Raw genomic sequence first — 15,338 nt, forward strand, 5'->3', positions numbered from 1 at the left:
TACAGAGAGAAACGGTATGCCTGTTCATCCCTTTAAACGTCACAAAGTCAGTGTCATTTTACAGGCCTATGACGTGGATCTGTTTGGCCATTTTTCTGAGTTAAGCCAGTCTCTCTCAAAGTTTAATCTTGATCCTGATATGAATGTTTCGTCTCTGCTTCTGCAGGCCGGTCACTCTTCGGGTGCTGATGAAGTCTTATTCGAATCGCGCAGTGAAAGGGTAAAAACTCAGTTGTTACTCGAATCAATATTGCAGCGCCCCTTTAAAACGCTCTCGAGAGGCGAGAGGCAGCGTGTGCAGCTGGCCTGTGATTTGGTGAGTCGCCCCAATGAGCCCAGCCTAATATTAATTGAAGAGCCTTGCACTGCCATGGATGCGGAGTTTAAACGCCGGACAGTGGAGCTGCTTAGATCATTTAAAGAGGAGGGCTATGCGGTTGTTGTGACCCTTCAAGAGGCGAGTTTGGCTTCACGAATGGGGGATTACTTTTACTTACTTGGCACCCAAGACTCTGTTGTCGAGGGTGACCACTCTGTTCTAACGGTCGCTCACTTAAGGCAACTGTTCGAGGTGGAAGTCGAGAGTGCAGAGCCCACTGAGGAGGGTTATCCGCAGTTTACCGTCTCTGGTAGCAGCTTCTGATCAATCAAGTATTGAATGATCTTAAGGTGCGCATTCTCTTCGCTGGTATCGATGTGAAGGGCGATCTTCTCTTCCTCTTCACTTAATGGCTCAGCGACGCGTTTTTGCGCTTGCATCACTTCTATAGTTGCATCTGTTGGGTCTTCACGCTCTTCAGATCGTTTAGCCAGGCGCGCCTCGATGACCTTTTCTGGGGGTTCACAAGCGATGATTCGTGCTGGGCAGCCCAGCTCTTCGGCCAGTTGCAGAAACTGTCGACGTGAACGTTGGCGAATGTATGCGGCATCCAGAATCAGAGTCTGGCCCGCTTCTAACAGAATGCCAGAGACGCGCTTCATCTCTAGGAAAGTGCGCATATTCATGTCTGCACCGTACATCTCAAGGCTTTCACCTTCGCGAGACGCTTTGCGATAGATCTTTTTACGCTCAGCACTTGATCGTACACGAACACCGGAGATCAGCTCGGCTAATTTGCTAGAGATATGTGATTTACCGGAGCCGCTAATCCCCTGCATCATCACCAACATCGGTAGTGGCGCAGCCGCGTATTCGGCGGTCAGTTTAAGGTAGTGTTGGAACTCAGCAAGATTGGGTTTCTCGCCCAACATGGCGACTTTCGCTCGTACCATCGCGCGGTGCGCTTTGTAGTAGGGCAGTAGAATTAACCCTTCGTAATCGCCGGTGATCTCCATATAGCGGTTAAGACAACGGTTCGCCCAACGAGGGTGGCCGTTAGCCTCTAGGTCCATCAACAGGAAGCCAAGGTCCGACATCTTATCGATCCAACGGAACTCTAGGTTGAACTCAATGCAGTCAAACACGAGGAGTGAATCACCATCTAAGGTGATGTTGCCCAGGTGAAGATCACCGTGACACTCACGAATCGAGCCATCGAGCTTGCGACGACGCATTAAGGGTTCAAGCAGTTGGTAACGATCTTTAATGTGCTGCCAAAGACGGTCGAGCTCTTTGGCATCCTCTTCGGGAATAAGCGAACGATCGATGTCCCTGTAGTTATCTTCGGAAATGGCGGCAATGCTATCGGGTTCACCCCATGGACTTCCGGGGGCAACAATGGGTGCGCGCTGATGGAAGTCAGCAATTTTATCAGCCAGTTTATCGATCCAGTTGGGGTCGAATTTGTAGACGTTTAGTAGCTCGGAGAGCAGTAGCCCTGAAGCAAACTCACGCATTTTGACGGCGTATTCGATCGGCTCACCTGTCGCTCCAATCACTGGATCGCTCTCAGTACCGCCGATAGCCACAACTTCAATATAGGTATTTTCAGAAAGACGTTGATTGAGGCGAAGTTCCTCCTCACAAAAGTACTTTCGCTTCTCAAGTGTAGTAAAATCTAAAAATCCAAAGTTGACCGGCTTTTTGATTTTGTAGACGAACTCGCCGGTTCTGATAAGCCACGCGATGTGCGTCTCAATCACTTCAAACTCGCTCACCTCATGCGGGTAGCAAGCTGGATTGAGTAGATTGTTTACCAGCGTGGATTCCATAGTTCGACTAAACTGCCCTTACTAAACATAAGCTGGCCTAACGAGATACGCGCCAGCGGGTCGAAGATTATACTGAGAAGATGACAAAAAAGAGACATCAATCTAAGCAAACCAAAGCAAAATCGAGCCGCAATTGGGCTAAATCGCTGTTTTGGTTTCTTTTTAAACTGGGCTTGGTCGCTACCGTTGTTGCTGCGGTGGGTCTGGTCTACCTCGATGCGCAGGTGCGTGAAAAGTTTGAAGGCAAACGCTGGTCACTGCCGGCTAAGGTCTATGCACGCCCATTAGAACTCTACCCAGGCCAACGCTTGGACTCTGCTGCTTTGCAGCTTGAACTAAAAGCGCTGGGTTACAGTATTGGTAATCAGGTCAATCGCCCTGGCACAGCGCGAGTCAGTGCCAATCGAGCCGACATCTACACTCGTGGCTTTGATTTTCCTGAGGGCGCTGAACGATCAAAACGCGTCACCCTTAGCTTTCAGCAAGGCCAGATAGCCCGCCTGATGGATGCTAATAATCGCTCCATGACGCTGGCGCGTTTAGAGCCAGTGCTGATAGGGGGGATCTACCCCGGTGATAATGAAGATCGTGAACTGGTGCGTATTCAAGATGTGCCCAGTCTACTGCCCCAGGCCCTAGTTGCCGTTGAAGATCGGGCCTTTTACGATCATTTCGGCATCTCTTTGAAAGGCATTGCCCGTGCGATGTGGGTCAATCTTCGTGCGGGTCGATTTGTTCAGGGGGGGAGTACCCTCACTCAGCAGTTGATCAAGAACTTCTACCTGACCTCTGAGAGAACCCTCTCGCGTAAATTGCTTGAACTGCCGATGGCGGTTCTGTTGGATCTTCACTACGAGAAAGATGAGATTCTTGAGGCCTATCTTAATGAGGTCTATCTGGGACAGGATGGCGCGCGTGCGATCCACGGTTTTGGTCAAGGTAGCCTCTTCTACTTCGGCCGTCCCGCCGCTGAACTCGAGCTGCATCACATTGCATTGCTAGCTGGGTTGGTTAAAGGGCCTTCTTATTATGATCCTCGGCGTCACCCAGAGAGAGCTCTAAAACGCCGTGATCTGGTACTGAAACTGCTGTTGGATCAAGCGATGATCAGCTCCAATCAGTATCAACGTGCGATACAACAACCGCTTGATGTCATTAAACGAGGCACCCGTTTAAAAGGGGCTTACCCAGCCTACCTCGATGTGGTTAAACGTCAGCTTCGACAGGAGTATCGCGAAGAGGATTTGAATTCTGAGGGGATTCGTATTTTTACAGCACTGGATCCTTTAGTGCAGCAGAATGCGGCTTCTGCGTTAAGTGAATGTATCGCGTTGTTAGAAAAACAGTACGGCAAAAAAGCACAGCCTCTGCAGGGCGCAACGGTGGTTACCGATCCGCAAACAGGAGAGTTGTTAGCGGTTATTGGTGGACGTAATGCCCGATTTGCTGGATTTAACCGGGCCTTGGATGCTCGCCGCCCGATTGGTTCCTTAGTTAAACCGGCCACCTTCTTGGCCGCGTTAGAGAAGGGGTACACCCTAACGACACTGATCGAAGACAGCGCCTTTCAGATGCAGCAGCCGGACGGGTCGGTCTGGTCACCTGAGAACTTTGACGGCAAAGAGAAGGGTATGGTGCCCCTGTATGAGGCCATTTCGCGCTCCTACAATCTCTCCTCAGCACGTTTAGGTCTGGATATAGGAGTCGATTCGGTCATCGATATGTTGAAGCGACTAGGCGTTGATTCAGAGATCAAACCCTACCCATCGCTGCTATTGGGAGCGCTCAACTTGGCACCTATTGAAGTAGCGCAGGTCTATCAAACGCTAGCCGCGAATGGGTTTAGAATGCCGCTTCGCGCCATTCGTCGAGTGACCGATGCCTATGGGCAAGAGCTCTCTCGCTACCCCTTTAAGCTCAATCAAGTCGTTGATCCTAAACAGGTTCACTTGATTCATTACGCAATGCAATCAGTGGCTCGTGAGGGTACGGCTAGATCGCTCTACAGAACCTTGCCCGCCAACTTAAATGTGGCGGGTAAAACAGGGACATCCGATCAGCAGCGAGATAGTTGGTTTGCAGGATTTACCGGCAGCCGTTTAGCCGTTGTTTGGGTTGGCCGTGATGATAATGCGACCTTACCTTTTACTGGATCAGGCGGCGCATTAAAGGTGTGGACGGATCTGATGAAGAGAGAGCAGCCCGAACCCTATTTAGCTTTAAAACCGAGAGAGGTGGAGTATGTTTGGGTCGATGCAGCGCAAAATGTTCAAACCGAACAGCAGTGTGAGGGGGCTCGTTCAGTTCCCTACATTCAAGGCACAGAACCTGTACAGCGAGTCAGCTGTGGTGGCAAACGCAAACCTGGGGAGGCGATTAAATCGCCATTAGACTGGTTCAAAGGTTGGTTTAATTAGATTTTCTGCAATCAACTGATTATTCTTAGTGCGTCTTAATCTTGAGAACATCGAGTCGGTTCATGAATCTGTACCAATCTTTATCCACTTCAGCTGTGCTGACCTTGCTGGTCGGTTGTGCAGGCCCAAGCCCTTACCTCACTCCGGTAGAGGAGCGTGATGTGTCGCCACGCAATGCAAAGGTTGCACCCGGCGCGGTTGTTCCGGTGGAACCCCGCGGTGATGTGAATGTTGCCCCCATCTACGATGTGCCGAACTTCGCACCAACTCAACCTTCACAACAACCCGCTCAAATTGCTCCCTCTGAGCCGCTCGCGATTGATGAAAGTTCCAACTCAGCAACAGTGTCGTTGCTCGCTGAAGCAAAACAGGCTGCGGATAGAGGTGATCTGGCAGCTGCTGAATCCCAAGTTGAACGCGCACTGCGTATCTCACCGCGCGATCCACAGGTCTATTTGCATTTAGCGTCTATTAAACGCCGCCAGTTGAATCTGATTCAGGCAGAGCAGGTTGCGCTAAGAGGTGTTGCCGTTGCAACGGGACTTCCCGATTATCAGCGCAAACTCTGGCGTGAACTGGCATTGATTCGCGAACAGGCAGGGGATGCAGCTGGCGCCGCTGCTGCACGCGCAGAAGCTACTCGATAAGTTGGAGCGGTCTTATTAAGGCCGCGATTTTATTTGAATGACTTATCGGTTATGAGTGTTAAGCCCTAGCATTAACCGCCTTAAATCGCGTTCTTGTCGTATCACCCTAATTACGAAGACATTTTCTTTCTCGATTCTGTAGACGATGCGTGAGGGTGGGATGATCACTTCCCTGTAGTTTTGTAATGGAAGCTCAGGTAAGCGGCGACCTGATTCAGGATATTGTTCCAGTCGCCTGACGCTAGACAGTATTCTCTGCACTAACTGCTTTGCTGCGGCTCTGTCACTAATAGCAACATACTCTGCTAATTCTGAAAGGTCATCGATCGCTTTTTCTGTCCAGATTAGCTTAGCCATTTGTCCAACTTGGCTTCTACTTCAGCTTGAGTATGAACTTTGCCTTCAGCAACGTCTTTTTCACCAAGCGCAATCGCTTCAAGCAAAGCCAATCGGTTTTGCATGTACTCGTAATCTTCTACGTCTACTAGGTAGGCCGAAGGCTGTCCATGTTCTGTAATCAAGATAGGCTCCTTGTTGACGTGCAACTCACTAAGAATTTTAGTCGCGTGCCTTTTAAGGTTGGTTACTAACTCTGTTTTCATAGATAACCCCTGAGTTTTAAGTGATACAATTGTATCACTTTATCTAAATGGAATTCATCTCAGGGGTAACTTAAGGGGGCTGACCTTTCGGTCTGACCCCCTTATCGAGTATCAATATCACTCACTATGCCAGGCAGTTGCTAAGACGTTGTTGAGAGTGTTTCTATCCTCCAGAGTCACCTCCTCTTCATCGAGTGCATCAAACTGGGCAATTGCATGAATGATGGCGTAGATATCAGCCATGTCAGCCCAGCCATCTTCAGTTTCTATCCTCTCAATGCCATCTTTATTAGCCGATTGAATAGTCACCTCGGTGCTGGAATCACGGTCTTTTATCAGTAGCGAATCATTCAGCATCTCCAACTGAAGACGCTCCCAATTGATGCCTTCCAATACAATCGTATCACTCCCACTGCTATCCACTATTTGGTCAGATCCATCATTCGCTCGAATAATGTAAGTATCATCGCCTTTTCCGCCCTCCAGCAGGTCATCCCCTTTACCGCCGGTTAACTGGTCATCGCCATTGCCGCCCATAAGCCTGTCTTGGCCACTGCCCCCAAAGAGATGATCCGTGCCGTTGTCGCCTGATAGCTTATCGTTTCCGGATCCACCATAAAGTTGATCCGACTCGTTGCCGCCAAACAGGTGGTCCGAACCGCTACCGCCATGCAGACGATCTTCTCCCTGATCACCAAAGAGTTCGTCATCGCCGGAATCGCCATAGATGAGATCGTTGTTCTGATCTCCGTGGATAAGATCATCACCGCCACCTCCGGATATAGTATCGTCACCACCATGACCACTGATGACATCAGCAGAGGCTAAGCCTTGGATATGATCATCGCCGTTGCTGGTCGCAAGCGTCTGCTGGGCAATGTCCGATAGATTCATCTGTTCACCGTTACTGAACTCAATCAATTTGATGGTGTCGAGTGATATAAGATCGCCATTAAAGAAGGATTTGACGGTAATTAGATCCCCCGGCTGCCCTGTTTCGATTAAGAGATCATCGTTGATCCGGCTGATATCAACTTGCTTTTTGCTAATAGTGGAATCAAACAACACCCTATCGATGGAGTCACGGTCGCGGTTGTTGATCACATCTTGACCGTGACCTCGGCTAAAGAGGTAGGTGTCTTTGCCTTTACCTCCTTGCAAAACGTCAGCCCCTTCACCACCTACTAACAGGTCACCTCCTTCACCTCCAGATAAGTGATCATCTCCACGGTTACCTATTAAATGGTCGTCACCACCGGCGCCCTCTAGGTATTCATTGGCATCGGCTCCCTGCAACCTATCATCCCCCTCAAGTCCATAGAGCCTATTGGAGTCGAGTGATTGGTAGAGGCTGTTAAGCTCAAAAATAGAGTGCTGTGTTGAAACCCCCTCCGCATTCACTAGTTCAATTGTTTCAATCAGATTGGGTGTGATAATACCTTTGTCATAGACCTGTTTGATGGTGATCTGATCTCCCGTCAATTGACCGTTTTGGTCTGAGAATTGGATCAGTAGATCCTCTCCAGAAGTTCCAATGCGTCGAAGAGTTAGCTGATCAGATTGCTCTATTCCAACGATGCGAATTGTGTCTCTGCCGGAATGTTCAATGTAGGTGTCTTGCCCATCCCCTTGAGTAAATAGGTAAAGATCATCCCCGGAACCACCGTAAACTGTGTCATTACCTTGATTGCCTTGAAGTGTATCCGCCAGATCGGAACCGAATAAATAATCGTCGCTGTTGCCGCCTTTCGTCGAAAAGTGAGTGATCACTTCTGATAGATTAAGAGCTTTGCCATCATAAAAACGTAGGGTTTCAATGGTGCCCTCCTGAAGGCTGCCATCAAAGTCAAATACGTTTTCTAACCGAATAGCAGCGCCACTTTTTGCGCCATCTTCATTCAGCAGATGAATATCGATGTGACTGATGCCTCGCTCAAACAGAAGGTTGCTGACTGAAATACCCTCGCCAAATAGAAGTACATCGTTTCCTTGGCTGTCATAGATTTGATCAGAGCCGTCTCCAATGCTGTAGTGGTAAATATCATTACCCACGCCGCCAAAGAGTTGGTCGTCGCCTAAACCACCGGTGATCAGATCATCATCATTTGAGCCTGTCAGTGTCTCAGAAGCATCTGTACCTGTGATCTGTGAATCAATAAGCCACGGGGCAAGAGCTGGGTTCTCTTTCAGATCATCCATTACATCGTCATAAGCCGGTGACAGGCTCGATAGCTGCTGCACTGTTTTGAAGAGTAGATTGGCTTGTGACAGGTCGTTTTGATCGATAAGGCTTTGCAGATGGGCCTCGAAATCCGCGGTATCTGGAGCGAACTGACCGGTGCTTGAATCAAATTTAACCCCAATCAAATCAAAAACCTCAGCATAGTGGGTTTGGGCGTTGAGCTGCCCTTCGACATAGTCGCTAAACGCTTTGAATTGTGCGATCAGAACCGGTGCCGCGCGGCCATGTGGGTTTGGGTCATGTTCGCCCCAGCACCAGGTACCGACATAGTCTTTAGCCGTTAACTCTTCTAACGCCTCAAGCTGTCGAGCATCCATGACGTGCCCATAAATGCGGCTTGGGTCGCGACTGTAGGGGTCGACGTCGGCTACCCCCGTCCACTGGTAGATGATCTCATTAACCAACGCAGATCGTGCAGCAGGGTCGGACTCTTGAATGAACTGGTCAACCATCGATTTGAGCTCTGTATTGTGTGCCATCACCTGTTGTAGGTTGGCCACATAACCCCAGCCTTTAATATCAGGGTAGTTGATTAGGTCATCAGCTGTTTGAGTGGAATCTTGATAGATGGATTGCGTTTCATCAGTTTGAAACCAGACATCGACCAGCTCATTGGAAGGGCTATCTACATCTGCAAACGAGCCCGTTTGAATGAAGTGGTTGCCTTGTTGTTGCTGTGAATCTTCAGAGTAGTCCAGGTTGATCGATGTGATTCCGAGCTCTTCTAGAGTTTTAAGCTCAAGTTCTTGCGTTTTTCCATCTAAATTGAGGTCTTGCCAGACTTTAAGCGCTTGGAAATCTCGATCGAACTCATCGATCACCTCATCGGAATTGGAGTCGTACTCTTTTAGAGCCTCAAACCCATTGGCGGCCTTGTCGCCGTTAGATAGCTGGGTGTTATTACCAAACAGCTCGGAGCCGTCATCGATTTTGCCATTATTATTCAGGTCGATGGCCAAAACCCCATCATCCGGTGATACCCATCCTGTTTTTTCGGCAAAACCATCGCCAGCGTGATCGAAATAGACGCCTTGATCAATGCCAATAGTTTCTATGCCGTCACCGTCCAGATCTAAAACGAGCGGTGAGGTGATCGATTCTGCGTTAGCGAAACTGGGTGCCTCAACATATTGATCGTTCGCTGAAAACTCCCAATCGTTCCAGGTGAGTTCCACATCAGGCTGATGCAAAATCATGTCAAAGATAGGATCAAGAGCCCCTTGTTCAGCTAAGTGCTCTCCTAAATCAGTAGCTAATGGGTAACTGGTTAAAATAGAACCCAAAAGACGCGTCTGTGGAGTAGGGATTGCATACAGTATTGAGCCAAGTGTAGATATATAGTCTGATAAATTTGCTGTTCCTTCTTTGTGTTTATCTAATGTATCCGCTATGGAAGATGCAAAAGTTAAGCTGGCGAAATGGTGTTGTATAACCTTAAGAAGGGTGGATTTGTTGTTGTCTGGAATTGTATCTATCGTTGCGCCGATAAGGGCTATACCAGCCGCAGCAGCTTGTAGCGGTGTACTGTCCTTGCTCTCAAAAATACCTATAGCATCATCAAAACTTTTAATTGATTTAGCTAGCTCAAAAACATCCAGTAGTTCCTCGCGAAGATTGCTCATAGTAAAAGTCCTTTTTTACTTTGTTTAGTTTTTTATAAATTGTGTACTACTAGAAATACCCAGGTAGCCACTAAGATTTGTAGTAAGAAGAAAAGAATTTTCCCTAAAGTATTGATTCCAATTACCTTCCACTTAGTTAAGTAGATAGATATCAGCATCACAAAAAGGGTCATAAAAAACACCTTTGTATTGTGCTCTGGAGGTACAAAAAACATAGATATAAGGGTTATGACAAACGTTAGCTTCCATATCACAACATCTTTAACCGTTATGTTTTCTGTATTCATACCATCACCTTCAAAACACGCACCATCAATACAGGTATCAACAGGCCAATGAAAAATGGATTGGCGAAATCCACCCATCGTCCTACTTTGATTTTTTTATATTTGATGTAGCTACACAATCCGACAGCAGATGCTGTTGCGGCAGCGTAGAGGTTGAAGTTATCGGGTCTTATGAATACTAATAAGATCAGAAAACCCATAATGATTGAGGTGGTCCATTTCAGAATGGATAACAATTTTTTCATCTATCGCTCCTCTATTGAGTCTGTTTTCATTCTTAGTAACGGTGAAAGTAGATATTCGATGATCCTCCTTTTGCCTGTTTTTAATTCCGCGCTGACGCTCATCCCGGGTTGCAGGGGGTGGGAATTGCCGTCGATTTCTAAGGTTTCTGAGAAGAGTTTAAGTTCTGCAGGAAAGAGTAAAACGCCTTGTTCATTTTGTTGTGCATCGGCGCCAAGGTGAACGATCTCAGCATCGATTACGCCGTATTTTGTGAACGAGAATGCATCCACTTTAATTTCGGCGCGTTGGCCTGTTTGTACAAAACCTACATCGCTGTTTTGCAACCAGGCTTCGACTCTTAATGATTGATTCAGTGGCACAAGATTCATTAGGGTCTCAGCGCTGGTAGCGATAGCGCCAACTGTAAATGCGTTGAGATCACTGACTATCCCGTCAATCGGTGCGCGAATGTTATGCTGCTCAATAAACCACTCTAATTGGGTGATATCGCCGTTAAGAACTCTGGCTGCCTCTTGCAGTCGAAGCAGCTCGTTCAACGTCTGCGCTTTGCTCTCTGCTTTAAATGCTTGGATCTGCTTTTGAATTGAAACGGCCTGGCTCAAGGTTGAAGCTACGTCCAGTTGTAAAGCCCTTAGGCTACCCTCCACTTCAATAAGCCGTTGGCGTTGGGTAAGAAGAGCACTCTTTGATGCAGCACCGTTGTTAACCAATGACTCAATCGCTTCTGTCTCTGCCTCTACAATTGAGTAGAGCTGTGACATTGAATCAAGTTGCGTTTTAGCCTGTGAATGACTCAATTCTGAGCTGCGCAGTTGCGCGTTTAACTGTTCAAGTTTCTTGTTATAGCTCTCTATCTGTTCTGAAAAGAGCGCCTGTTGAGGGTTAGAGGATGACAGCAGCTTGACGTTGCCTTTCTCTAAATACTCAGCAAAGAGCCGGGTTCGCTCTATCTCATGTTGCTTAAACTTCTGTTGCTCCAGTTTCTGCTGGAGTTGATTAAAAGGTTCTGTGGCATCCAGTTCAATTAGGGTTTCACCGGCATGAACCGCATCACCATTGGTGATGTTGATCGAATCGATTTTCCCTGTGATAGACGATTGAACTCGTTTTGTTTGTCCGGTTGGTATGACTTTTCCAGATGCCCTTGCCACAATGTCTACCTCACCAATAGACGCCCAGGTGAGGCCTGACATCATCAGCAGGGCGATTAAGTAGGCAGTTACCCTCGGCCATTTCTTGGGTGGTCGCTCTTGAATCAGTAGCGCACCAGGTAAAAAATCGTGCAGCTCTTTTGATGTCAGCCTCATGCGATGGCCTCCTTAAATTCTGATGGTTGATCGGCCGATTGAAGACGAATCATTTCGGCGTAGCGGCCGTTTAATGTCATCAGCTCTTGATGGGTGCCAGACTCAGCTAACTCGCCTTGATCAAGTACAAGAATTCGATCGCAGTGTCTTACTGTGTTGAGGCGGTGAGCGACGGTGATGACGGTGCGCCCTTTGCAGATCAAGTGCATCTGCTGACGGATTTTCTCTTCTGAAATGTAATCGAGCGCGCTCGTTGCTTCGTCAAAAATCAGAATTTTTGGATTGCTGATCAGGGCTCTCGCTATCGCGATTCGCTGGCGCTGCCCCCCTGAGAGGTTGCTGCCACGCTCACCCGCCAAGGTGTCATAAGCAGCTGGAAGCTCAGTGATAAACTCGTGCGCACCGGCCAGTTTGGCGGCTTTGACAATGGTTTCTAGCGATTCACCGGGTGTGCGTATCGCAATGTTGTCGCGCACACTTTTATTGAATAAAAAGCTCTCTTGTGGAACGACGCTGATATTGGATCTAAGCCAATCAGTGTTGACCTGTGCTAAATCAACACCATCAATGAGCACCTTTCCTAAGTTGGGTAGGTAAGTCCGTTGAATCAGCTTGGTCAGTGTGCTTTTGCCAGAGCCTGAAGCGCCGACAATACCGATCGATTCTCCGGCGTTGATCTCAAGGTTGATCCTATTCAGAACCGTGGGGCTATTCAGACTGTAGCGAAAACTGACGTGTTGAAAGGCAATGGAGCCTTGCAAGCTAGGGAGAGACGCTTGGCTTGTCTGAGCGTCAGACTCAGAGGGCGTATTGAGTATATCGCCGAGACGTTTCAAGGATATACCCGCTTGTTGGACGTCTTGCCAGAGTTGAACCAGTTTCAAAATGGGTGCACTGACTCGACCCGCGATCATATTAAATGCGATCAATTCACCGATGGTTAACTGATTGTCCATGACCAGAAGGGCACCAAACCAGATAATTAACACCGTGGTGAACTTGCTAATAAACTGAGCAATTTGAGTCGCGATATTACCGAGGTTTTTAGCTTTGAAGCCGATGCTGGTCGCTTGGGCAATCTGCTTTTCCCAGCGTTGCTGCATCTTTGGCTCAAGCGCCATTGATTTAACGGTATCGATGCCCGTGATCGATTCAACCAGAAACGCTTGGTTTTCGGCACTGCGTTTGAAACTCTCATTTAAGCGATGGCGCAAAGTGGGTGTGATGAGTATAGATAACAGCAAGTAGCACGGAAGTGACCCAAGAACGATCCACGTGAGCGTAGGGCTAAACATCCAAAGCACAGCGATGAAGAGCAGAAGAAAGCTAAGATCAATCATCAGGGTCAATGCACCCCCAGTGATGAACTCCCTTAGTGTGTCTAGCTCTTTGATTCTCGCCACGGTATGCCCTACTTGGCGTGAATCGAAATAGGCTGCAGGTAAGCGCATGACATGGTTAAAAAGCTTAGCGCCAAGCTCCACGTCAATTCTGCTGGTGGTATGAACCATCAGGTAGTTGCGAACGATGCCCATCACCAATTCAAACATCAGCAGTGCAGCAAATCCGATGGCCAGAATATCCAGCGTAGTGAAGCCTCTATGCACCAGCACTTTGTCCATAACGATTTGAAAGAAAAAGGGCGTGGCTAGGGCAAATAGCTGAAGGAATACAGAAATTATGATGACTTCGGTAAAAATCCCTTTGTGTTTAATCAGGGAAGGGATAAACCATTTCAGATCAAATCGGCGATCAGAACCTAGGGTTTCTCGCTCTTTAATGAAAATAATTCTGTTATCCCAGAGCTGATCAAACTCTGCCAAATTGAGTTTTCTGGGTGTGGTCTCGCCGGGCTTGATGACTAAGCAGAACCAATCCTGTCCATTTTGATTAACGCGAAGAAGGGTGAGGTATTGCCCATCGGACATAGGTGCTGCAACGGGCATAAATTCATTGTGTAAGTCACTGATTTTACAGTTTCTTATCCCTGCTTTTAGGTTAAGTGAGTTTAGCGCTCTTATGAAATCCGTTTCTGTCAGTGTGGATTTGGATGTTTGCCATTGATGGCGCAACTGCTCTGTATCACAAGCTTTATGTCTAAGCTTGGCTAATGTCGTAATGCTGTATATGGCTGATTCAAATGGATTCACAATAACTATCCCTCCGTGGACACCTCATTAAGGTTTAGCAGAGGATTTGAAAATGTGCGTAATTTTTTTGTTTTTTATTCCACTAGTTAGTCTTAGATTTGCGATGGCCATCATTTTTTAGAAAAAAACGACAAATTTTTTTAGTTTTTTAAAATCTACCTGAAAGTCAATATCCATAGGGGTTTGAGAGAGATGTTGCTCTGGGTTTTTGTTAAAAAATCGAACTTTTTTAAACTTTTTTTCATTTTTTATTACGCAAAAATTTAAATCTTGTTCTATACCTATATACATCCCCGACGGAATGGGGATAACGAGAGAGATCTCGAATCGGTTTTCCACCTAACCAATCCATCCAGCATAGTGGATTAGTTAGTGAGCTCCCCCTTCGCTCCTGAGAGCTGATTGAAATCGACATGTTGATCGATCAAGGATGATCCGATGCATGCAAATACCCAAAGGGATTTGGGTTTGGAGAGGGATCTTCGGCAATTGCCAAAATCTGATGCGCCGCGAAAAGAGGGAGTTTTTCAATGCGCATCAACCATAAATTTAACCGTGTTATGAGGGCGGTTAAGGGTGCCGCAGGATGGGCACAGCAGGGAGGGATCCCTGAACGATAGACTCTGACTCTGTAGTGTTCCCTAGCAGGCACTACAGTTTTACAGGAATGAGTCCCTTCGATTGAGTCTGTCGTTTAATGTCCAGTGATGTGATCGGCTAAGGATGGCAATGATGCATTACACGCAAACCTCAACGGAGTGAGGTTTGGAGAGGGATCTCAAGTTTCGACTAATATCCGATGCGTGGCGAGAAGAGGGAATTTTTCAAAGCGCACCCTATTTTTGATTTAGTTACCTAGGTAGCTAAAGGAGCCAAAGGAATGGCTCACATGGGAGTGATCCCAGTAAAGTGAACTGCAATGGATTGTTGTGAGCTTTACAAACACTTCAAAGGATTGAAGTGATGAGAGGGATCTCAGGCAAATGCCAAAAATCTTACGCGCCGCGAGAAGATGGAATTTCTCAAGGCGCGTTCTTTTTTGTTTATAATGCTTTTAAGATTAGTTTTTGAGACAAAGTCATGTATAACTGGTTCGTTATTCAATCAAAGCCTGGTCAACTGTTTAAAGCCCAATTTGAGCTTGAACAGCAAGGTTTTGAAACCTACCTGCCGCTGCTTAAAACTGAGCAAATCAAACAAGGAAAGCGAACTGAAATAGAGACACCGCTTTTTCCAGGTTATCTATTCATTTACCTCTCCAAAGAAGAGAGTAATTGGCGCCCTATTCGATCAACACGCCGAGTGGCTAAGCTGATTAGCTTTGGAAATGAACCGGCTATCGTGCCAACAGCTGCCGTCAATGCCATTCGAGCTCAGTTAAGGCACATCGATTCTGAAAAGCAGTTCACCAAAGACGATAAGGTTTCTATCAATGATGGGCCATTCAAAGACCTGCAAGCAGTGTTTTTAGAATACGACGGTGAACAAAGAGCGTTTGTCTTGCTCGAGTTATTGGGGCGTTGGCAGAAGATGTCCGTAGAGCTGTCAGTACTTAAATAAAATTCATCATTTCTAATTTCGCTTTTTGGAGGTTTGGATTTTCAAAAAGTAGTTAATTTGGATAATTCTGCCAAATCATTCGTGTTGACAATCGATATACGAGGTAT

The 15,338-nt window shown here is 47.1% G+C and carries 11 protein-coding genes; 4 read left to right on the forward strand and 7 right to left on the reverse strand.

Going from position 1 to position 15,338, the window contains the following annotated elements:
• Positions 1-16 precede the first annotated feature (16 nt).
• On the forward strand, positions 17-643 hold the full coding sequence (locus XMG59_RS07765; protein ID WP_173495129.1) for a hypothetical protein: 627 nt from the start codon (positions 17-19) through the stop codon (positions 641-643).
• On the opposite strand, the gene XMG59_RS07770 is transcribed toward XMG59_RS07765, so the two are convergent.
• Complete coding sequence (locus XMG59_RS07770) at positions 607-2,151, reverse strand: bifunctional aminoglycoside phosphotransferase/ATP-binding protein (protein WP_173483795.1); 1,545 nt, start codon at positions 2,149-2,151, stop codon at positions 607-609. The two genes, XMG59_RS07765 and XMG59_RS07770, sit on opposite strands and share 37 nt — an antisense overlap.
• Positions 2,152-2,231: 80 nt before the next feature.
• On the opposite strand from XMG59_RS07770, the gene mrcB reads away from it, so the two are divergent.
• Both mrcB and XMG59_RS07780 read left to right on the forward strand, forming a co-directional pair.
• Complete coding sequence (gene mrcB / locus XMG59_RS07775) at positions 2,232-4,568, forward strand: penicillin-binding protein 1B (RefSeq protein WP_173498475.1); 2,337 nt, start codon at positions 2,232-2,234, stop codon at positions 4,566-4,568.
• Between the two features lie 62 nt (positions 4,569-4,630).
• Complete coding sequence (locus XMG59_RS07780; RefSeq protein WP_173494997.1) at positions 4,631-5,215, forward strand: type IV pilus biogenesis/stability protein PilW; 585 nt, start codon at positions 4,631-4,633, stop codon at positions 5,213-5,215.
• A 42-nt stretch (positions 5,216-5,257) separates the two neighbouring features.
• Here XMG59_RS07780 and XMG59_RS07785 read toward each other — a convergent pair whose 3' ends face one another.
• From XMG59_RS07785 to XMG59_RS07810, 6 genes are all read right to left on the reverse strand, one after another.
• The gene (locus XMG59_RS07785) at positions 5,258-5,572 is read right to left on the reverse strand and encodes a type II toxin-antitoxin system RelE/ParE family toxin (protein WP_173498476.1); all 315 of its coding nucleotides are present in this window, start codon (positions 5,570-5,572) and stop codon (positions 5,258-5,260) included.
• Complete coding sequence (locus tag XMG59_RS07790; RefSeq protein ID WP_173480264.1) at positions 5,560-5,817, reverse strand: type II toxin-antitoxin system Phd/YefM family antitoxin; 258 nt, start codon at positions 5,815-5,817, stop codon at positions 5,560-5,562. Before XMG59_RS07790 ends, XMG59_RS07785 begins: the two co-directional genes overlap by 13 nt.
• Positions 5,818-5,934: 117 nt before the next feature.
• On the reverse strand, positions 5,935-9,681 hold the full coding sequence (locus XMG59_RS07795; RefSeq protein WP_173498477.1) for a calcium-binding protein: 3,747 nt from the start codon (positions 9,679-9,681) through the stop codon (positions 5,935-5,937).
• A 283-nt stretch (positions 9,682-9,964) separates the two neighbouring features.
• Positions 9,965-10,213, reverse strand: a complete 249-nt coding sequence (locus XMG59_RS07800; protein WP_173483800.1) for a hypothetical protein — start codon at positions 10,211-10,213, stop codon at positions 9,965-9,967.
• A complete protein-coding gene (locus tag XMG59_RS07805; protein WP_173498478.1) occupies positions 10,214-11,521 on the reverse strand; it encodes an HlyD family type I secretion periplasmic adaptor subunit in 1,308 nt (435 codons plus the stop codon).
• A complete protein-coding gene (locus tag XMG59_RS07810; protein ID WP_371731655.1) occupies positions 11,518-13,671 on the reverse strand; it encodes a type I secretion system permease/ATPase in 2,154 nt (717 codons plus the stop codon). Before XMG59_RS07810 ends, XMG59_RS07805 begins: the two co-directional genes overlap by 4 nt.
• 1,080 nt (positions 13,672-14,751) lie before the next feature.
• Between XMG59_RS07810 and rfaH the strand changes: the two genes are divergently transcribed.
• Positions 14,752-15,231, forward strand: a complete 480-nt coding sequence (gene rfaH, locus XMG59_RS07815) for a transcription/translation regulatory transformer protein RfaH (protein ID WP_173483802.1) — start codon at positions 14,752-14,754, stop codon at positions 15,229-15,231.
• Positions 15,232-15,338 lie beyond the last annotated feature (107 nt).

Origin of the sequence: Marinobacterium sp. xm-g-59, assembly GCF_013283315.1 — a bacterium.
GTDB lineage: Bacteria > Pseudomonadota > Gammaproteobacteria > Pseudomonadales > Balneatricaceae > Marinobacterium_E.